Genomic DNA, 20042 nt, shown 5'->3' with positions numbered 1-20042 from the left:
GTAACTCCCTTATTCTGGTACTCAGGATGAACACCAATAAGGTAAAAAATCACCTCCTTGCTATTTCTCTTTGCGTTTAGCAGGTGGTACCAACCAAAGGGAAATAATTTTCCATTTGCTTTTTGTAATGCTTTAGAAAAAGAAGGCATCACAATCCCAAATGCAATGAGCTTATCGTCTTTATCCAAAACAAACTTAATGTATTCTGGGTTTATAAAAGAGATATATTTTTCCTTATAGTATTTCTTTTGAATATCGGTCATGGGAACAAAAGAGGAGAGTTTTGCGTAGGTCTCATTGAAGAGATCGAACATCTGATCTACCATGGGCATTACCTCCTTGGTAGTGGTAAAATTGAGCTCTTTTACCCCATACCGTTTTTTTACCAAGGTATTGGCCTTTTTAAAGAACTTAGGATCGGCATTGCTAAAAGGGAATATACTCTCTATGTATCCTTTTTCCTTAACAAACCCAAAACGTTCAAAATGTTTGGCATAATAGGGGTAGTTGTACCAGGTAATCATAGTACCTATATGGTCAAAACCTTCGGTAAGTACTCCTACCTTGTCCATATTGGAAAATCCAACTGGTCCTTCCATGTACGCTAACTTATGCTCTTTACCTATCTCTGCCACCTTGTTAAACATGGCCTCGCTCACCTCGTAATCATCTATAAAATCGAACCAACCAAAACGCATTTTCTTTACGTTCTGATGGTTTATTTCTATGCCATTGACAATGGCTGCCACACGGCCCACAATCTTATTGTCTTTATATGCTAAGAAAAACCAAGCCTCGGCATCCTTAAAAACTGGATTTTTGGTTTTATCAAAAGATTCCAATTCATCCTTTATTATAGGAGGCACCCAATAGGGGGAGTCTTTATAGAGTGAAAATGGAAACTTAACGAACTCTTTTAATTCAGATTTATTTTTTACTTCTTTTAGCGTGACCATACTTTTGCGTTTGTATGTTCAATATTAGGGATATTATCCAACAGGAAAAAGTGGATGGAAGTTTTTGTTAAAAATCTATTTCACTGGAGCTTTGTTTCTTGGCTTTTCTGTTGTTTTTCCTATTCTTCTTTAACATGGAGTTTTTGTTAATGGGACCGCCGCCTCCTTGTGGATTTTGACTCTCTATTGCGATTGGTTTATCCTGGTGCATATCTATTCTATAAGACATGCCTACAGCACCAAACAGCCTACTTGGTGTATCCTTATAACTAGCTCCAACATTAAAATCCACCTGAAAATTCTCACCCATTAAATGGGCTACCCCAGTACGGAGCAAAGCATCTGCATACCGATCACTTTTAATACCTTGATTCTCCAAGAATATACTCCACTTGGGGTTTTTAAGGGTATGGGAGAGTGATAAGGTGTAATTCCACTCAGGAAACTCCGTTCCTATTCGGTCATAGGCTATGTTGGATATTAATACCCATCTAGGGTGCACTGTACTTTGTGTGGCCACCATTACTCGTGGGGATACGATGTCTTCGTTGCGATAATAAGGGTTGTCCCCAAAAACAAAATTGGCTCCTGCATACACGGAGATAGCAGGAATAAGGTTCTTAAGCATAAATTTATTATTGGCTCTCCAACTGTATAGGTTAGGCTTATTGCGCTCTGGATCTTTAAAGGGGTCGAAAATTAAAAACTTAAGGCCAAGTCGGTTTCTGGAAAAATCAGAATTGGTGATAGTCACCCCTGTATTCAGCTGCGTTTTGTTTTGGTGATCAAAAGTTCCCTCGTAATTTATCTCCAAGGTTTCAAATATAAGTCCATAGCGCAAAGAAATATCGGTTCCAAGTATGTTAGACTCCGTAGCCAATCTGGAATGATCCCTTTGCTCTATTCCAATACCAACTTCTGCTTGTAGCACATTGGTTCCCACTGCATAGGCACTTACCGATAAACCCGGCCTGTTAGAGTTGATGATATCGGTGTATTGTGAATATCCCAACCAAGGAAGGGAAAATAAGACAATCATTATCAGCAGATTTACGTGTTTCTTGGAAACATAATATCCCATAGGTGCTTTATTTATTATTATTTTAAGACATTTGACTAATTAATACAACGCTATAATTGTATTTTTGATATAAAATTAGTTAACAATTATGTTATTGAAAACCATACTAATTATACTCTTGGTTTACTATTCGCTTAAATTTGTGGCGAAATGGTTGGGGCCCATGCTGCTTAGGTATGCCGCAAAGAAAACAGAAAAGCATTTTAGGGAGAAATTTGAAGGTTTTTCCAGCCAAAATCAACAGGAAGAGTCCCAAGTAGGGGATGTTATAATTGAGAAGAAACCAAAGAATAAACGCAAATCATCCAATAAAGTCGGCGAGTATATCGATTTTGAGGAAATTGAATAACCATTTACCATTAACTAGCCATGAGAAACGGTCTTAGCGCCTTTTTTATCCATTTTTTTGTCACCGTATTTTTTATCATTGTAGCCCTTGCCTATTTCCATCCCGTTTTACAGGGAAAGGTAATAGAACAGTCCGATATTGTCCAGTTTACCGGAATGGCAAAGGAACAGAATGATTTTAGAAAAAAAACCGGGGAAGAGCCTTATTGGACTAATAGTGCTTTTGGAGGGATGCCCACCTATCAATTAGGGGCGTATTATCCGCACGATTATATAAAAAAACTGGATCGAATCATTCGATTTCTACCCAGGCCAGCAGACTATTTGTTTATTTACCTCATTGGCTTCTATATATTATTATGTTGTCTTAAAATAGATTATAAACTTGCTGTTTTGGGCGCTCTAGCGTTTGGGTTTTCTACCTATATGATTATAATTCTAGGGGTAGGCCATAATGCAAAAGCTCACGCCATAGGGTATATGCCCATGCTTTTAGGTGGAATTATTCTGGTTTTTAGGAAAAAGTACCTATGGGGTTTTTTGCTGACCGCTATTGCCATGGCGCTCGAAGTGGGGGCCAATCACTACCAAATGACCTATTATTTTATGTTGCTGGTACTGATTCTAGGCGGGGTATATTTATGGGATGCCATTAAACAAAAACAATTAGCCCACTTTGGGAAATCGGTAGGCCTACTTTTAGTAGCCGTTTTCTTGGGGGTTGCCGCAAATGCAACCAGCCTACTGGCCACAAAGGAATATGCCGACTGGAGTACCAGGGGTGCCTCAGAACTTACTATAGATGCCCAAGGGAATCCTGTTGCAAAAGGTGCTGGACTAGATCGGGATTATATTACTCAATACAGTTATGGTATTGCAGAATCTCTAAACCTTTTTGTACCTCGACTCTTTGGAGGCTCTAATAGTGAGGATCTTGGAGCCAGCTCCAAAACCTATAGCTATTTAACGGAAAACGGGATCCCTAGATCCAAAGCCTTAGATTTTTCAAAAGCCCTGCCTTTGTATTGGGGAGATCAACCCATAGTGGCTGCACCTGCTTATATTGGGGCAGTGGTGTTTTTTCTTTTCGTTTTGGGGCTGTTTTTGGTTCGTGGCAAGGTAAAATGGTGGCTATTGGGAGGAACCCTAATGGCACTGCTTCTTTCTTGGGGTAAGAATTTTGGATTGCTAACCGATTTTATGATCGATTATTTTCCACTTTATAATAAATTTAGAGCCGTTTCCTCTATCCAGGTAATCTTGGAACTATGTGCGCCTGTATTGGCAATTTTATCACTTGCAGCACTCTTTAACACAAAAGTAGAGGCGCCTAAAAAATTAAAGGCGTTGAAATCGGCTGTTTTTATAACGGTAGGTCTGGGAATCTTTTTGTTCCTAATAAAAGGTTTTTTCACTTTTACAGGTCAAAGTGATGAAACTCTTAGGCAGTATTACGGAGATGATATTCTAGCTCTAATAAAAGCCGACCGAAAGGCTGTGTATAGCTCCGATATTTTCAGATCCCTAATCTATATTGGATTGGCAGCTTTGGTACTCTGGTTTTTCTTAAAAGGAAAAATAAAGCATCAGATCGTGATGGTGCTTCTTGGGGTTTTAATAGTATCCGATTTGGTTGGGGTGGCAAAACGCTACGTAAACGAATCACATTTTGTGGGGAAACGTAGGATGTCCGAACCCTTTCAGCAAACAGAATTTGATAAACAAATAGCCCAAGATCCTGGTATATTTAGGGTCTTTGATCCCAATGAGGGAATCAATGGAGCAAGGACTTCCTATTTCCATCAATCCATAGGTGGTTACCATGCTGCAAAACCTGCGGGCTTGGAAGATCTGTTTAAATTCCACATTTATAAAGGGAAAGTAGGGATCCTAAGCATGCTTAACGTAAAATATGTGGTGCAACAGGATGAGGAGGGCAGAAGCTATCCCGCCCTTAACCCAGATGCCAATGGCAATGCATGGTTCATAGATCGGTTGATACCGGTGCAAAATGCCAATGAGGAGATTTTGGCCTTGGATACCTTGAATACAAAGCGTAGAGCGGTGGTTAATAGTGCTAAGTTTGAGATTGGAAAGCAGGAATTTAAGGTAGATTCTATAGCCAATATAAAGCTGACAGATTATAGCCCCAATCACTTAACCTATAGTTCGGAAAATAGCGAGGAAGGCATGGCGGTTTTCTCGGAAATGTACTATCCACATGGGTGGAATGCCTATATAGACGGACAACCAACGGAGCATTTTAGGGTGAATTATGTGCTAAGAGCCCTGCAAGTCCCGGCTGGTATTCATACTATTGAGTTTAAGTTTGAGCCGGAAATTGTAGAAATAGGATCCAAAATTACCATGGCCACCACTATAATTCTGGGATTGATTTTATTTTTTGGTGTGGGCTACGGCTTTAGGAAATCGGGAAATAAGACCACCAACTAATGCAAAAAGTACTTATCATTACATATTATTGGCCCCCTGCAGGGGGGCCTGGCGTACAGCGTTGGTTAAAATTTGTAAAGTACCTTCCCCAGTTTAATGTACAGCCAATAGTCTACGCCCCAGAAAACCCTAACTATCCCATTACGGATACTACGTTTACCCATGGAATTCCAGAAGGAGTGAAGGTTTATAAAAAGAAAATTTTTGAGCCTTATGGGCTGGCACGTATATTTTCCAAAAAAAAGACCCAGCAGATCAGCTCGGGTATTATAACAACCAAGGACCAGACCCGCGTAGAAAAAATCCTCCTATGGATACGGGGCAATCTTTTTATACCTGATGCCAGGAAATTTTGGGTGAAACCCTCCGTTTCTTTTTTGTCGGGGTTAATTGAAAAGGAAAATATAAAAACCATTATTACCACCGGTCCACCACACAGTGTACATTTAATAGGGCAGCAATTAAAAAAACGCACCCAAGTACAATGGATAGCAGATTTTAGGGATCCCTGGACATCAATAGGGTATCATGATAAGTTGATGCTTACGGCCTCTTCTAAAAGGAAGCATAAAAAATTGGAGCAGTTGGTTTTAAATGAGGCCGATAAGATTGTAGTTACTAGCAACACTACCAAGGCCGAGTTTTCCCAATGGACCCCAAAGCCCATTACCGTAATAACCAATGGGTACGACACGTATGAGGGGGCAGCGGTGGCGTTGGATACTAGTTTTACCATCTCCCATATTGGCTCCATGCTTTCCGGAAGAAATCCGCTACATCTCTGGGAAGCGCTATCCCAGCTAGTGAAGGAAAATCAGGAGTTTAGGCAGCATTTTCGGCTCCAACTTGCTGGAGTGGTAAGCAAGGAAGTCTTGACAAGTATCCAATCTTTTGGGCTAGAACCGTATTTAGAGTTACCTGGCTATCTTTCACATGGGGAAGCCCTAGAATTACAAAGAAGATCGCAAATTCTATTATTGCTGGAAATAGATGCCAAAGAAACAAGGGGGATTATTCCCGGAAAGGTGTTCGAGTATATGTCAGCTAAACGGCCTATCCTAGGAGTAGGCCCTAAGAATTGGGAAGTAGCCTCCATAATTGAAACCTCAAATTCGGGAAAATCTTTTGAATATCATCAATTTGAAGAAATTAAGGATACCTTGTGGCAGTGGTTTTTAGCATATAAAAATGAGAAATTGTCTTTGCCAAATTCCAATACGGAGGAATATCACAGGAAGGCACTTACCGAAAAACTGGCCAAGTATATAACGCAATGGGAATAGTTTTAAAACAATCTTTGAAAAATACCCTGATCACCTACTTTGGCTTTGTAATTGGGGCTATTAACCTATTGTTTCTCTATACCCGTTTCTTAACAGATGAATATTATGGCCTTGTAAACGTCATCTTATCGGCCTCAGCGGTATTAATGCCTTTAATGGCATTTGGAGTGCCTAATACCCTTGTAAAATATTTTGCAGGATTCCGAGAAGGGAAAAATAGGGATTCCTTTTTAACCCTCATGGTTCTCTTTCCCTTGGTATTGATCCTTCCCTTAGCGATAATTTCACAGGTCGCTAATGAGGCTATAGGAAACTTTTTATCCCAAGAGAATCCGGTGGTTAAGGGCTATGTATGGCATATTTTTCTAATAGGGATGGCAATGGCATATTTTGAGGTGTTCTACGCCTGGGCCAAGGTGAAAATGAGATCGGTTTTTGGGAATTTTATGAAGGAAGTATTTAGTCGTGTTGTAGTGACCTTGCTCTTACTTTTGGTGTATGCGGAGGTAATCTCGGTGATGGCTTTTTTAAATGCCCTAGTGCTCCAGTATCTGTTAAGGACATTGATTATGATGGTGTATGCGTTTAAACTACAGCAATTAAAACTGAATTTTAAACTTCCTACCAATACCAAAGCCATGGTGAGCTATAGTGCCTTGATTATTTTGGGAGGTTCGGCCGCCATTGTGTTGCTGGAAGTAGATAAGGTAATGATTAATCAGTTTATAGAAATTGAAAACGTAGCCTATTATAGTGTTGCAGGTTTTATTGCCGTTACTATTGCGGTTCCCGCAAGGTCTATGCACAATATTACCTATCCCTTAACTGCAGAAATGCTGCATAAAAAAGATATGACAGGCTTAAAAAGGCTGTATCAAAAAAGTTCCCTCACTTTATTTATTGTTTCTGGGCTTTTATTTCTGTTGATTATTCTGAATCTACATGACCTCTATGCCTTTTTACCAGATAATTATCGCGAGGGATATCTAATTGTGGTTATTCTAGGATTGGCTAAAGTGTATGATGCTGTTTTAGGCAACAATAATGCAATTCTTTATAATTCCGATTATTACAAGGCCTTGTTACTGATGGGGGTGTTCTTGGCTATACTGACTATTCTTTTGAATTTATGGCTGATTCCAAAATTTGGATTGGATGGAGCGGCTATTGCTAGTTTCTTGGCATTTTTCACCTATAACTCCATAAAATTAGGTTACGTGAAGACTAAATTCCGTATGCATCCTATCACCAGGGAAACAATTAAGGTATTTATCCTGATGGTATCCTTAGCCTTGGCATTTTACTGGATAGAATTCCCCTTTCATGCAGTGATAAATATAGGACTAAAAAGTATGCTTATCATTGCCATTTATTTGTTTGTCTTGTACCGTTTTAAAATATCCGAAGATGTTTACGGGGTGCTTTCTAAATACATGGCTAAAATAACGGGTAGGTAATAAGAAATAAAAAGCCCCGTAGGAACTAACTCGCTACGAGGCTTAACAACTAACCAACCTAAAAAACTATCTTTATTACTGTCTAGAACTTCTAGTTCTTGTACTTGCTGTAGTCGATTTTCTAACCGATCTGGAAGGGGCCTTTCCTACCGAATTGGAACGGGTATTTCCACGACTAACTTTAGAGCGGGTGCTTGTCGATTTTTTAACCGTATCGCTATTGTTGCTTCGTTTGCTAGTAGTTCCTCTTACCGCAGTGGAGCGGGAAGGGGAGGTACTACGTTGCTTGCGTACTGAAGGCCTACTCTTATTTACATCACTTCTTGTACCAGAATTCCTTTGAACGGTGGTGCTCCTAGTTACAGAACTGTTTCCTTTGCCATTAGATCTCACAGTAGTACTTCTACCGATGCTGCTTTGGCCTTTTTTTGAATTGTTCTTAACCGCGGTAGTTCTATTTACCGTTCTATTCCCATTGTTGTTAGAACGACTTGTAGTACTTCTGGTTACCGATCTATTCCCGTTATTGTTAGAACGAATGCTGGTGCTTTTATTTACCGTTCCGTTCCCTCTGTGGTTAGATCTGCTCGTTGTGCTTCTAGTGACAGACCTGTTTCCATTGTCGCTAGATCGGGCAGTGGCGCCTCTGGAACTTCCCAGGTTATTTCTTAACCCATTGTTTCTATTGTTCACGGTGCGGTTAGATCTATGGTTGGCCTGACTCCTATAATCATTGCTTCTCACCGCCACACGTTTGTCGTTCCTATAAACAGATCGTCTTTTGTCGTACTTCTTATTGGGCTTGTAATAATGACCTACCTTGGCATAAGATTTTCTGTAATTATGACGATAGGGCTTGTAATAGGTATATCTAATTGGGGTATAGTACCTTCTATAAGGCTCATGATACACCATATGGAACCCAACAATAGGCCTTGCAAAATACCTGTGGAAAGGTCTGTATACATAATGACGATTATAGACATTGATGTATCCACTATGGTGGCTATAATGACCTCGGTTGTTGTAATACACATATAAACCGCCCACTCTTCTAACCCTACCATTGCGGTATTGGATATCTACATTTCCTATTTGGATAACTCTACCGTAGTAATCGTAATAGACGGGAACGTTTTCTATTTGAATTATTGCTCCATAATCGTCGTATTGGATATAGGGGCTATAATCATATCCAGAATTAAACGTGATATTGGTATGCCCAAAACTTACGTTGGCATTAACCCCAACTCTTTTGTCGATATAAAAATCGAATTCCCCATCCGGATATACCGAAAAGGTGATGCCATTTTCAACAAATATAAAGGAGTCGTTGTTCCTGTAACTGTGATAAGTTGAAACCTTCTCTTCATTAACGGACGCCATCGTACCGGCAGAACTAAAAAGAAGTGCTGAAAAAAGAAGTAGTATGTTTCTCATGATATAAGGTTTTAATATCGGGAGCAATTATTTGCTCTGCCTGATATATACCAAACAACATGCCAAACATTGAGAGGTTTTTATAGTTGCCTGTAAATCAGGGTGTTATTTTTACAGTGAATTGCTGAGCCCCTTAATAAAAACCTGAAAACATACTATTTTGGGCCTAGGCAAACTTATTTTTCATGGTTTTCTAGAGTTGTATTCAGGGTATTTAAGTTGATTATTGGCTATCTAATTTTTCTTTTAAATACTTGGCGGTATAGGACGTTTTGTTCTCGGCAACCAGTTCGGGTACTCCTTGGGTAATTAAATGACCGCCTTTTTCTCCGCCTTCTGGTCCTAAATCAATAATATAGTCGGCACACTTTATCAAATCTATATTATGTTCTATAACCACAATAGAATGCCCTTTGGAGAGTAAGGCATCAAAAGATTTCAATAACTTCTTTATATCGTGAAAATGGAGACCTGTGGTTGGTTCATCAAATATAAAAAGGGCTTTGTCCTTGGTAGTCCCTTTTACAAGAAAGGAGGCAAGCTTAATACGTTGGGCTTCTCCACCGGAAAGGGTAGAGGAGGACTGCCCTAGGGTAACGTAGCCCAAGCCAACATCTTGTAGGGGTTTTAGTTTGGTAACTATTCTAGACTGATTGTTTTCTTCGAAAAAGTGGATGGCATCATCAATGGTCATATTAAGAACATCATCGATATTAGCATCCGCCAGTTTCACCTCCAAGACTTCCTTTTTAAATCTTTTACCGTTACAGGTTTCACATACCAAATGCACATCGGCCATAAATTGCATTTCTACCGTAATTTCGCCTTCCCCCTTGCACTTTTCACATCGTCCGCCTTCTACGTTAAAGGAGAAATGTTTGGGTTGATATCCTCTTAGTTTACTAAGCTTTTGGGACGAAAATAGGTTGCGAATATCATCATAGGCCTTAATGTAGGTAACCGGATTGGAACGGGAAGAGCGTCCTATAGGGTTTTGGTCTACATATTCTACGTTCTTAAGCGTCTCAAAATCTCCTTTGATACTGGTAAACTGTCCCGCTTTTTCTCCAAACCCGCCTATTTCCTTAAGTACTAGGGGGTATAGGAGGCGTTTCACCAATGTACTTTTACCGCTTCCGGAAACTCCGGTAATAACTGTTAGCACGTTTAGGGGAAAAGTAACATCTATATTCTTTAGGTTATTTTCTCGTGCGCCTTTAATCTCAATAAAATTATTGAAGGACCGGCGTTTCTGTGGAATGGCAATTTCCTTGCTGCCATTCAGGTAGGCGGCAGTAAGTGAATTGGATTTGCATATTTCTTCTAGAGTTCCCTGTGCAACTACCTCACCACCATGGGTACCTGCTTTAGGACCAATATCGATTACCTGGTCTGCAGCTTTCATTATATCCTCATCGTGCTCTACCACTATAACGGTATTGCCCAAATCGCGCAAGGCTTTTAAGACCTCTATAAGGTTTTCTGTATCCCTAGGGTGAAGTCCAATACTAGGTTCGTCCAAGATATACATAGACCCTACCAAGCTACTTCCCAGGGAGGTAGCCAAGTTGATACGCTGACTTTCCCCACCGGAGAGGGTGTTAGACTTTCGGTTCAGGGTTAAATAGCTTAGTCCCACGTTATCTAAGAACCCCAACCTGCTGTTTATTTCCTTTAGCAACCTAGAGGCAATCTTTTCATCCTTGGCATTTAATTGAAGTTCTTGGAAAAAATAGATCAATTTCCCAATGGGCAGGTCTACTAAATCCGAAATGGATTTATCCGCTATTTTTACATAATCTGCCTCCTTTCTAAGACGTTTGCCCTTACAGGTAGCACATCGGGTTTTACCCCTATATCTGGATAACATTACCCTATTTTGAATCTTATAGCTCTTCTCTTCCAGTTTTTCGAAAAAACGATTCAGTCCTGTAAAATAACTATTGCCTTCCCATACTAGATCTTTTTGCTCCTGACTTAGTTGATACCATGGCTTATGGATGGGAAAATCGAATTTATAGGCGGTGTTTACCAATTGATCTCTGTGCTGACCCATACGTTCCCCACGCCACGGATAGATAGCATTTTCAAAAACGGAAAGAGCCGTATTGGGAACCACCAACTCTTCGTCTATACCAATTACATCGCCATATCCTTCACAGGTGGGACAGGCGCCATAGGGGTTATTAAAGCTAAATAGATGAACGTTTGGATCTAGGAAGGTCATTCCGTCCAACTCAAATTTATTACTGAAATTGGTCCTATGACCGGTAGACAGCTCTTGAATGGCGCAGGACCCTTTGCCTTCAAAGAAAGCGGTGTCTATGGCATTGCCCAATCTATTGTAAAAATCTTCCTCATCCTTATAGATGATCCGATCCACTACTAAATCAAATTCTGGACCTATATCTTTTAAATCTTCCTCAATCCTAATTACCTCTCCTTTATATAAAATCCTTGCAAATCCCTGCTTGGAGAATAGCTGAAGCGATTTTATGGGGTCTCTGTCCTTACTAATTTTTATAGGTGCCAGTAAAAGTAGTTTTGTACCTTCCTCATAGGTTTTTACATGTTCTATAACATCTGTTACCGTATGTTTCTTTACCTCTTTTCCAGAAATAGGGGAGAAGGTCTTTCCAATTCTGGCAAATAATAATTTTAAATAGTCATAGATTTCGGTGGTAGTCCCTACGGTAGACCTAGGGTTGGTAGAGTTTACCTTTTGCTCTATAGCAATGGCTGGGGCAATTCCCTTAATATAATCTACCTTGGGTTTATCCAATCTACCTAAGAACTGCCTGGCATAGGAGGAAAGACTCTCTACATATCTACGCTGGCCCTCTGCATATAAGGTATCAAATGCTAAACTAGACTTTCCCGATCCAGATAGTCCGGTAACGACCACTAATTTATTCCTGGGGATTACTACATCGATATTCTTTAAATTGTGGAGCTTGGCTCCCTTGATAATGATGTTGTGCTTTGGATTGATATCTTTTATAGAGGTCATACGATTCTTTAAGGCCGCAAAGATACAATATGTGCAAATTATTCGCTAATGTTCCTGGAATTCCATGCCTTTCTAGACCTTATAAAGGATGGTAGCCATAAGATGACCCCTTAGAAAGGTTACTTGGTAGAAAAACATCGGGGATATATTTAATTTTTTATATATTTGGTCTTCAACAAACCCTAAATAGCCTATACGTAACACAATTACTTTTTATAAATAATTTATGTTGTCCTTTCACCTTTTATCACAAAGGGCGACACGCTTATTGATCTAAATAAAAGTAATTGGTATGGAACTATTGATTGATGACTCGGTATTGGTAAAAAAATATATGCAGGGAGACGAAAGCTCACTGGAAATATTAATCAACCGACACAATAAACGCCTTAGTAGCTTTATCTACTCCAAAGTTCAGGATAGGGAAATCACGGAAGATATTTTTCAGGACACCTTTATAAAGGTTATAAAGACTTTAAAAAGAGGTAAGTATAATGAAGAGGGTAAATTTTTGCCTTGGGTCATGAGAATATCGCATAACCTCATTATAGATTATTATCGGAAGAGCCAGAGGATGCCTAAATTTGAAACCAATAACGATTATAATCTGTTTTCCGTAATTAGAGATGAGGGGTTAAGCGTTGAGCGACAATGGATTAAGGACCAGATAGACGCAGAGCTAAAGGTAATTATTAAGGAGTTGCCGGTAGAGCAGTTAGAGGTCCTGGAGATGCGTATCTTTAAGGATATGAGCTTTAAGGAAATCTCTGAAAATACGGGGGTAAGTATTAATACAGCCCTAGGTAGAATGCGTTATGCACTCATTAATCTGCGAAAACTCATTGATAAGTATAATATAGTTTTAACGAATTAATAAACTATAAAACAGAAATATAGGAGGCCTCCATCATTTTAATATACCTTTGGTGTCCCTAAGACATGCCCTATGGAGAAATATAACGTTGACGCCAAGGATAGCTGTAAGCTTGTAGTTACTTCCCCTTCCAAAATTGCATTTCTATTAAACTACTCCAAATCCTTGACCACTGGTGATGGTGAGGATAAGAAAACAGGTCCAAATCTTAATTAGGCTATACTACCTCTTTATTGACGGTTATAAAGGTATAGGACTACAACTGCTAGCTAAGAGGTGGTTTTATAAAATGAGCGGTAGTGTTTAAGGAAAAGTTCTCCCATGGTTCCCTTGCATTATCACATTATCTTTCTTAGTGTCTAATTAAAGCTGCTAAAGGAAAAGGGGTATTCCAACCCTTCAATTACAATTCATTAGGTGGGGTGTTATCAGTACCTCAATCACGGTATCTTATCATTCCTATATCTTTCCATTAATTAGGAGTAGTTGTTACTAAGACGCTTATGAATGGGGTTAATCACTGCTTTTTTCATAAAAAAACAGCTTGAAATCCACAAAAACGACGTTTGACCACGCTAAAAGCTGGTTTTACAACATACTTTTCACACCACTTCATCATTTACATACATTTATCATGTTGTTAGTTTATTAGGTCGATCCCCCCTAGGCCATTTAAAACTGTTAGCATAGCAATGTAAGTCCAACCGGAAAAGGAAGGCACCTAGTTTAACCAAAAACAATAATATGTATGGAAATGCAAAAAGATGACTCAGTATTAGTAAAAGAATACATGAACGGCAGTGAAAAAGCCCTGGAGATTTTAATCAATCGACATAACCAACGCATCAGTAGCTTTATTTACTCTAAGGTTCTGGACAAGGAAATTACTGAAGATGTTTTCCAGGATACTTTTATTAAAGTGATTAAGACCTTAAAAAAGGGGTCTTATAGCGAAGAGGGTAAATTTTTGCCTTGGGTGATGAGAATTGCACACAACCTGGTGATAGACCACTTTAGAAGAAACAAGAGAATGCCGATGTTTGAGGGGAAAGATGATTTTAATATCTTTTTGGTTCTTGGGGATGACGAGTTAAATGTAGAGAAGCGACTAATAAAAGAACAAATAGATTCCGATCTTACTAGTTTAATAGAAGAATTACCAGAAGATCAAAAAGAGGTGCTTTTAATGCGTATTTATAGGGATATGAGCTTTAAAGAAATTTCGGAAAACACGGGAGTAAGCATTAATACGGCATTAGGTAGAATGCGTTATGCCCTAATCAACCTAAGAAAGATTATAGAGAAAAATAATATTGTTTTAACTAATTAAGCATTACTTTCAACTACTAGAGCAATATTTCCAATATAGTGGCGTTATCTATGCAAACAATACTATAATCTTATGGAAAAAATTTACTCCAAGAATCAAGATAAATGCAAGATTGCCACAGCCAGTCAGGAAACAGTGAGTTTTTTATTGAGTTATTCCAAGTCTCTACAGATTGTTGATTATAAGAACATCCAATTTGAAAACAATTTAAATTAGGATATATAATAAGGTGATCTAATAACCCAAGGAATAACTAATTCCTTTAGACTTAATAAACTAGGTATAAATGCCCAGTGCTGGTCATTTACTGGGCTTTTTACTCTTGTAATAAGCATCCATAACAGATTTTCTACCGATAGTTTTGGTAATGATGTCTTTTTCCAAATCCCATCCTCTAGCGGGTGAATATTCTCTTCCATACCAAATAATTTGCAGGTGAAGGTCGTTCCACAGCTCCTTTGGAAACAACCGTTTCGCGTCTTTTTCGGTTTGTACCACGTTTTTGCCATTAGTAAACCCCCATCTATACATCAATCTATGGATATGCGTGTCTACTGGGAACGCTGGAATACCAAATGCTTGCGCAACCACCACACTGGCCGTCTTATGACCAACTGCCGGAAATTCCTTTAATAATTCGATATCCTGCGGGACTTCTCCATCATATTTTTCTATCAACATTTTAGACAATCCATAAATCCCATTGGCCTTCATAGGGGAAAGTCCTACAGGTTTTATAATTTCCCTAATTTCATCTACCGTCATTTTAACCATATCGTAAGGGTTATCGGCCTTTTCAAACAATAGGGGAGTAATCATATTCACCCTTACATCGGTACTTTGGGCAGATAATAGCACTGCAATGAGTAGGGTATAAGCATCCTTATGATCTAGGGGTGTTGGGATGGTTGGGTATAATTCCTGTAATGTTTTTATTGTAAAGTCTACTTTTTCTGATTTAGTCATATAATCCGTAATTTTATCAAAAATTGAAATCGACCTATTGATAGGTCGATTTCAAAAGTGATAAAAATAATCAATATTTAGCTATGAATACATTAAAAGTAGGGGATAAGGTGCCGTCGTTTTCGGCTACGGATCAAGATGGCAATACCATTAAACTGTCCGATTATGAGGGGAAAAAGCTACTTGTCTTTTTCTATCCAAAGGCAAGTACTCCAGGATGTACGGCCCAAGCGTGTAATTTAAGGGATAATTATGCCGAGCTACAGGCGCAGGGGTACGAATTGTTGGGAGTTAGTGCCGATTCCCAAAAGAGACAAACCAATTTTAAAAATAAGTATGAGTTTCCATTTCCTTTATTGGCCGATGAAGATCACAGCGTACTAAATATTTTTGGGGTATGGGGTCCAAAACAGTTTATGGGTAGAAAATATGATGGTATTCACAGAATGACCTTCCTGATAGATGAGCAGGGGGTTGTTACCAAGGTAATAGACAAAGTAAAGACCAAGGACCACGCTGCTCAAATATTAGAGTAGTATTCACCCATAAGCAATCGGGCCAAAAAATAGGATGTATCCTTTTTTTGGCCCGATTGCTTATTAGTAGAAGTATAATTAGACTTTTTCTTTCTTATCTTTTTCCTCCTGCTCTCTATTATATTCAATCTGCTCGGTTCTATTACGGGTGAACAGCTTCTTCTTTTTAATGATTTCTGCAACACCTTGAGGTAATACGGATTCCCAGCCATCCTCACCGTCCATTATTTGTTTCAGGACATCCCTAGAGAATACATGTAGAATTTCTGGATCGTAGTCAATAATATCCTTCACCTTACCATTGTACTTAAAGAACTTGTACAATTCTTTCATCCTAGGATGTACCTTAACGGTATTACTGGTCATAACCTGTCCGGTTTCCTCATTCCTCATTGGGTATAGATACACTTTTAGGTCCTTAAAGAATAACTTACCAAAGGCTTCTAGTATACCTCCGCTTAGGTGACGGTAATACTTCTCGTCAAAAATATCCACAAGATTGTTTACCCCCATGGTAAGTCCGATCTTGGCTTTGGTGTAATTGCTAAAGTATTCTACCAATTTATAATACTCCTGAAACTTAGAAATCATTACCGTATGGCCCAAAGAACAAAGTAATTCTGCCCGGTCCATAAAATCTTGCTCATCTATTTCCCCATGTGCCCTAAGGTTAGACAGGGTAATCTCGAAAATTACTACCGTATTTTTTTTCTCTACATTCTGTTCGTTAATAAATATTTCATACGATTTTTTAAACATATCCATATTTACCTTGGTCACAGGTCTAAAACTTCCTCTTAGCGCCAAAATATTCTTTTTGTATAGAATACTGGCTGGAAGAAGGTTATTGCCATCGGGACCAAACATCACGGCATCGGTCATATCGTTTTTAATAAGCTGAAGGCTCATTAACCTATTATCTACTTCCGCAAAATTAGGTCCGGAAAAATTCACCATATCAATCTCTATGGTGTCCTTGTCGATATGATCATAGAGGTATCTCAACAGTTTTTTAGGCTTATCGTACTTATAAAATGCCCCGTAAATAAGGTTTACCCCAACAATTCCTAGCGTTTCTTGCTGTAATCTGGCTTCATTTTGCTTAAAACGGACATGTAGTATAATTTCGTTGAGTTCTTTTTGACCAGGCTCTAGCTGGTATCTGATACCAATCCACCCATGTCCCTTGTAACGTTTGGTAAAGTCAATAGTGGCAACGGTGTTCGCATAAGAAAAGAATAATCTATCCGGATGCTTCTCTCGGCTGATCCTATTCTCTATATGCTCCATTTCATGGGACAACATTTTATTTAACCTAGAAAGGGTCACGTATCGGCCGTCGTCTTCCACACCATAAATAGCATCGCTAAAATCCTTGTCATAGGCGCTCATTGCCTTCGCAATGGTTCCGGAAGCACCTCCTGCCCTAAAAAAATGTGCAGAAGTTTCCTGTCCGGCCCCCACCTCGGAAAAGGTTCCATAAATATCGGGGTTCAAATTTATACGTAAGGTTTTGGCCTTGATTGACGGTACGTTGGTAAAAGCAGTTTCTTTTTTCAAAATAGACGTTATAATAGCTTAGATACAATAGCTTATTTGCGTTGTACAAAGTTAATAAGATAACACTATCTATTAAATAAATATATTATAAATTTGGATTAAACATATATGAGATTGAAAGTTACTTTTTTAGGCACCGGTACATCACAGGGCATCCCTGTTATTGGCAGTAAGCATCCTGTATGTCTTAGTGAGAATCATAAGGACAAGAGGCTTAGGGTCTCCGTATTAATATCTTGGGAATCCTATACCTATGTAATAGATTGTGGACCAGACTTTAGACAGCAGATGCTGACCAACGAAGTAACAAAGATCGATGGGATATTATTTACCCATGAACATGCAGATCATACGGCAGGGATAGACGATATACGGCCTTTTTTCTTTAGGCAGGGAGATATCCCCATATATGCACACGAGCGTGTGATTGCTTCACTAAAACAACGCTTCGATTATATTTTCACCAATGAAAATCGATATCCCGGTGCGCCAGGGGTAGAAGTAAACACGGTAAAGAACAATCAGCCTTTTAAAATTGGAAATCTAATGGCCATCCCCGTAGAGGCCCAACACAACAGATTACAGGTATTTGGTTATAGGATACGGGATTTTGTTTACCTCACAGACGTAAAAAGTATGGAAAAGGTGGAAATGGAAAAAATTAAGGGAGTAAAAGTATTGGTTATCAATGCGCTTCGGATGGAACCCCACCATTCCCATTTTAACTTGGAAGAAGCTTTAAATTTTATTGAAGCTGTACAACCAGAGAAAGCATATTTAACTCATATAAGTCATTTGTTAGGTTTTCATGATGAAGTAGAAAAAACCTTGCCAAAAAATGTACATTTGGCCTTTGATAATTTAACTATAGAGTGCTAGGCGTTATATCTATTTTTAATGGGGTAAAATAAAATATCTCGTGTCAAACATTCCTAATACAGCATCGATTAAAAGCATGAAATGAGCACGACTCAAGACCGTTTGCAATCACCTAAGGGGAAATGTGAACCTAAATGCCGTAGGCATGCCCAGCTGAAGTATTACCATTTAAAAACAATTAAAACCTATATATGAAACAAAAAATTATATTTTACCTTCTGCTATTCTTTGTCTTAATTGCCTTATATCAATTTATTAGTACCAGAAACATGATACAGGCCAAAAACGGCCTAATTGAGGCGCAAGCCAAAGAAATGGTACAAATGGAAGACTCTATTAGGAACCTGCAATTTACAAACCTGGAAACGCAGTATTTTTCATTGGATAATAATGATGACGCTTTGGCCTATTATGATCATCTAAAGCTTGAATCGCCCAGCCAATATATTACCGATAAATTACTAGAAACCAATGAAACTAAAGGAGATAACCCCTTGGTTCCCTACGCGGGCATGGAAGGTGATTTTAAGATTAATAAGATTAAGGTATTGAACCACAAATGGATTTTAGCCGACTTCTCCGATGGGCAGTTTTGGGGGGAGCTGTTTATAAAATATGAGTTGAAGGATGATCTGGGGGTCGATTTCTCTCTCTTGGATCACTTCCTGTACACTCGTAGTAATTGATTAAATGGCGCTTACAGATTAAATTCTGTAAAGAATTAGCGCTCCGCCTTACACAAGTAGGCTTCATAAATAAAATAGGTAGATACGCTTAATAAAAGTATATCGACCTATTTGTTTTTTGAGAATAAGGGTTCCACTACTTGGAACCTGCATTATGATTATATCTTGTCTACTAACCAGTTTTTAAAGGAGTGAAAATTTTGCGGTGCCACTCCATGTCCTACAGGAAACTCTTCATATACGTGTTCTATTCCCAAATCGGTTAAAAATTCGGGGATTTTTTGTGCCCATGACACCGGAATCACCTGATCTACACTCCCATGGGAAGCGTAAATCTTCAAATCCTTAAAATCGTTTTCCCTATAGTTGTCTGGCAACATAGAAGGACTGATATAGCCACTTAGTGCCACTACATTCTTCACTAGGTGGGGGTAGGTAAGTGCCACGGCATAACTTAGAATGGTCCCTTGACTAAAACCTAAAAGGGTAACATTGTCCTGATCTAATCCGTAGGTGCTACAAGCTTCTTCTATAAACGCTTTTATTTTATCGCGGGAAAGCATGGCTTGGGCATCATCGTTCCACTTACCCTTATCTGCATCAAAATTTATGGCATACCACATATTCCCAAATGGCTGCATAGGATAGGGCGCCCTTACCGAAATAATACATAGTTCCTTAGGCAATTCGGGAGCGAAAGAGAATAAATCTTCTTCATTACTACCATATCCGTGAAACATAAAAAGAACTGGTGCTTTACCACTCGTTATATTGGAGGGTCTTATAAGGTGTTCTAAAGATAGTGTTGCTGTTGTCATGTTAAGAAATAAAAGTAAACCATTTTTGAAAATAGGGGCCCAGAATGGGTACTTCTTGTTTTTTGTCGTTTAAGGCTCCCAAAAATCCATAGAACCATAAAACCACATAAAATACGTATAGACCGTACCAAGCGTATTCGCTATACCAATTACTCAGAAATATGGCAACCCCTAAAAACACAAGGTGTAAACCAAATGCCTGACGTGTGTGGAATCTTGCAAAATCATTTTTCGGTTCGGAGTTCATGGACATGGCGATTAAAGCCCCTACCATGGTCATATACGCAACAATTGCCGTAGTTTTCCCCTCTTTTACTGTGTTGTTCATACCGGCAAAGTAAATGTTAGCTTAGTTTATAATCAC

General features: G+C 38.8%; 19 protein-coding genes. 11 read left to right on the top strand and 8 right to left on the bottom strand.

The window, feature by feature from the left end:
• Both F1E73_RS01935 and F1E73_RS01930 read right to left on the bottom strand, forming a co-directional pair.
• Positions 1-956 (bottom strand): GTP cyclohydrolase (locus F1E73_RS01935; RefSeq protein ID WP_150450963.1); only part of this gene is annotated, 956 nt, incomplete at its 3' end.
• 67 nt (positions 957-1023) lie between these two features.
• The gene (locus F1E73_RS01930; RefSeq protein WP_150450962.1) at positions 1024-2037 is read right to left on the bottom strand and encodes a transporter; all 1014 of its coding nucleotides are present in this window, start codon (positions 2035-2037) and stop codon (positions 1024-1026) included.
• A gap of 88 nt (positions 2038-2125) precedes the next feature.
• Here F1E73_RS01930 and F1E73_RS01925 point away from each other — a divergent pair, with 88 nt between their 5' ends.
• From F1E73_RS01925 to F1E73_RS01910, 4 genes are read left to right on the top strand one after another with little or no spacing between them, the layout of a single operon-like run.
• Positions 2126-2386 carry a DUF4834 family protein gene (locus F1E73_RS01925; RefSeq protein ID WP_317132941.1) on the top strand — a complete coding sequence of 87 codons (261 nt, stop codon included), beginning with the start codon at positions 2126-2128 and terminating at the stop codon, positions 2384-2386.
• A gap of 20 nt (positions 2387-2406) precedes the next feature.
• Complete coding sequence (locus tag F1E73_RS01920) at positions 2407-4839, top strand: YfhO family protein (RefSeq protein ID WP_150450960.1); 2433 nt, start codon at positions 2407-2409, stop codon at positions 4837-4839.
• Entirely contained in the window at positions 4839-6122 is a 1284-nt protein-coding gene (locus F1E73_RS01915; protein ID WP_150450959.1) for a glycosyltransferase family 4 protein, read from the top strand. Before F1E73_RS01920 ends, F1E73_RS01915 begins: the two co-directional genes overlap by 1 nt.
• 14 nt (positions 6123-6136) lie before the next feature.
• Positions 6137-7579 carry a lipopolysaccharide biosynthesis protein gene (locus F1E73_RS01910; protein ID WP_317132940.1) on the top strand — a complete coding sequence of 481 codons (1443 nt, stop codon included), beginning with the start codon at positions 6137-6139 and terminating at the stop codon, positions 7577-7579.
• A gap of 75 nt (positions 7580-7654) precedes the next feature.
• On the opposite strand, the gene F1E73_RS01905 is transcribed toward F1E73_RS01910, so the two are convergent.
• Both F1E73_RS01905 and uvrA read right to left on the bottom strand, forming a co-directional pair.
• A complete protein-coding gene (locus F1E73_RS01905; RefSeq protein WP_150450957.1) occupies positions 7655-9019 on the bottom strand; it encodes a hypothetical protein in 1365 nt (454 codons plus the stop codon).
• Positions 9020-9242: 223 nt separating this feature from the next.
• Complete coding sequence (uvrA, locus tag F1E73_RS01900; RefSeq protein ID WP_150450956.1) at positions 9243-12029, bottom strand: excinuclease ABC subunit UvrA; 2787 nt, start codon at positions 12027-12029, stop codon at positions 9243-9245.
• A 292-nt stretch (positions 12030-12321) separates the two neighbouring features.
• On the opposite strand from uvrA, the gene F1E73_RS01895 reads away from it, so the two are divergent.
• The 4 genes from F1E73_RS01895 to F1E73_RS17540 all read left to right on the top strand — a co-directional run bounded on the left by F1E73_RS01895 (position 12322) and on the right by F1E73_RS17540 (position 14449).
• Positions 12322-12903 (top strand): RNA polymerase sigma factor, encoded by a 582-nt coding sequence (locus tag F1E73_RS01895; protein WP_150450955.1) that lies wholly within the window; start codon positions 12322-12324, stop codon positions 12901-12903.
• 72 nt (positions 12904-12975) lie between these two features.
• On the top strand, positions 12976-13119 hold the full coding sequence (locus tag F1E73_RS17545; protein WP_176328477.1) for a hypothetical protein: 144 nt from the start codon (positions 12976-12978) through the stop codon (positions 13117-13119).
• A gap of 532 nt (positions 13120-13651) precedes the next feature.
• On the top strand, positions 13652-14233 hold the full coding sequence (locus F1E73_RS01890) for an RNA polymerase sigma factor (RefSeq protein WP_086476866.1): 582 nt from the start codon (positions 13652-13654) through the stop codon (positions 14231-14233).
• 72 nt (positions 14234-14305) lie between these two features.
• Complete coding sequence (locus tag F1E73_RS17540; protein ID WP_176328476.1) at positions 14306-14449, top strand: hypothetical protein; 144 nt, start codon at positions 14306-14308, stop codon at positions 14447-14449.
• An 84-nt stretch (positions 14450-14533) separates the two neighbouring features.
• On the opposite strand, the gene F1E73_RS01885 is transcribed toward F1E73_RS17540, so the two are convergent.
• Complete coding sequence (locus F1E73_RS01885) at positions 14534-15199, bottom strand: endonuclease III domain-containing protein (RefSeq protein ID WP_150450954.1); 666 nt, start codon at positions 15197-15199, stop codon at positions 14534-14536.
• A gap of 83 nt (positions 15200-15282) precedes the next feature.
• On the opposite strand from F1E73_RS01885, the gene bcp reads away from it, so the two are divergent.
• Complete coding sequence (gene bcp / locus F1E73_RS01880) at positions 15283-15735, top strand: thioredoxin-dependent thiol peroxidase (protein WP_086476850.1); 453 nt, start codon at positions 15283-15285, stop codon at positions 15733-15735.
• Between the two features lie 78 nt (positions 15736-15813).
• Here the strand turns inward: bcp and F1E73_RS01875 are convergent, their stop codons facing one another.
• Positions 15814-17307, bottom strand: coding sequence for a nicotinate-nucleotide adenylyltransferase (locus tag F1E73_RS01875; RefSeq protein ID WP_086476849.1), 1494 nt, complete (start codon positions 17305-17307; stop codon positions 15814-15816).
• Between the two features lie 102 nt (positions 17308-17409).
• On the opposite strand from F1E73_RS01875, the gene F1E73_RS01870 reads away from it, so the two are divergent.
• Together F1E73_RS01870 and F1E73_RS01865 are read left to right on the top strand one after the other, a co-directional pair.
• Complete coding sequence (locus tag F1E73_RS01870) at positions 17410-18174, top strand: MBL fold metallo-hydrolase (RefSeq protein WP_086476865.1); 765 nt, start codon at positions 17410-17412, stop codon at positions 18172-18174.
• Positions 18175-18365: 191 nt separating this feature from the next.
• On the top strand, positions 18366-18860 hold the full coding sequence (locus tag F1E73_RS01865; protein WP_086476848.1) for a hydrolase: 495 nt from the start codon (positions 18366-18368) through the stop codon (positions 18858-18860).
• 158 nt (positions 18861-19018) lie between these two features.
• Here F1E73_RS01865 and F1E73_RS01860 read toward each other — a convergent pair whose 3' ends face one another.
• Complete coding sequence (locus tag F1E73_RS01860) at positions 19019-19678, bottom strand: alpha/beta hydrolase (RefSeq protein ID WP_150450953.1); 660 nt, start codon at positions 19676-19678, stop codon at positions 19019-19021.
• A 1-nt stretch (position 19679) separates the two neighbouring features.
• Positions 19680-20006, bottom strand: a complete 327-nt coding sequence (locus F1E73_RS01855) for a hypothetical protein (protein ID WP_086476846.1) — start codon at positions 20004-20006, stop codon at positions 19680-19682.
• Positions 20007-20042: the final 36 nt, after the last annotated feature.

Origin of the sequence: Arenibacter lacus, assembly GCF_008711145.1 — a bacterium.
Taxonomy (GTDB): Bacteria; Bacteroidota; Bacteroidia; order Flavobacteriales; family Flavobacteriaceae; genus Arenibacter; species Arenibacter amylolyticus.
Note: the sequence above shows the minus strand (reverse complement) of the source record. Positions and strands in the feature narration are given on the sequence as shown.

Bases quoted from the DNA above. Each gene is read 5' to 3' on its own strand.
- F1E73_RS01930 (WP_150450962.1), bottom strand. From the start codon at position 2,037: ATGGGATATTATGTTTCCAAGAAACACGTAAATCTGCTGATAATGATT.
- F1E73_RS01925 (WP_317132941.1), top strand. From the start codon at position 2,126: ATGTTATTGAAAACCATACTAATTATACTCTTGGTTTACTATTCGCTT.
- F1E73_RS01920 (WP_150450960.1), top strand. From the start codon at position 2,407: ATGAGAAACGGTCTTAGCGCCTTTTTTATCCATTTTTTTGTCACCGTA.
- F1E73_RS01915 (WP_150450959.1), top strand. From the start codon at position 4,839: ATGCAAAAAGTACTTATCATTACATATTATTGGCCCCCTGCAGGGGGG.
- F1E73_RS01905 (WP_150450957.1), bottom strand. From the start codon at position 9,019: ATGAGAAACATACTACTTCTTTTTTCAGCACTTCTTTTTAGTTCTGCC.
- uvrA (WP_150450956.1), bottom strand. From the start codon at position 12,029: ATGACCTCTATAAAAGATATCAATCCAAAGCACAACATCATTATCAAG.
- F1E73_RS01895 (WP_150450955.1), top strand. From the start codon at position 12,322: ATGGAACTATTGATTGATGACTCGGTATTGGTAAAAAAATATATGCAG.
- F1E73_RS17545 (WP_176328477.1), top strand. From the start codon at position 12,976: ATGGAGAAATATAACGTTGACGCCAAGGATAGCTGTAAGCTTGTAGTT.
- F1E73_RS01890 (WP_086476866.1), top strand. From the start codon at position 13,652: ATGGAAATGCAAAAAGATGACTCAGTATTAGTAAAAGAATACATGAAC.
- F1E73_RS17540 (WP_176328476.1), top strand. From the start codon at position 14,306: ATGGAAAAAATTTACTCCAAGAATCAAGATAAATGCAAGATTGCCACA.
- F1E73_RS01885 (WP_150450954.1), bottom strand. From the start codon at position 15,199: ATGACTAAATCAGAAAAAGTAGACTTTACAATAAAAACATTACAGGAA.
- bcp (WP_086476850.1), top strand. From the start codon at position 15,283: ATGAATACATTAAAAGTAGGGGATAAGGTGCCGTCGTTTTCGGCTACG.
- F1E73_RS01865 (WP_086476848.1), top strand. From the start codon at position 18,366: ATGAAACAAAAAATTATATTTTACCTTCTGCTATTCTTTGTCTTAATT.
- F1E73_RS01860 (WP_150450953.1), bottom strand. From the start codon at position 19,678: ATGACAACAGCAACACTATCTTTAGAACACCTTATAAGACCCTCCAAT.
- F1E73_RS01855 (WP_086476846.1), bottom strand. From the start codon at position 20,006: ATGAACAACACAGTAAAAGAGGGGAAAACTACGGCAATTGTTGCGTAT.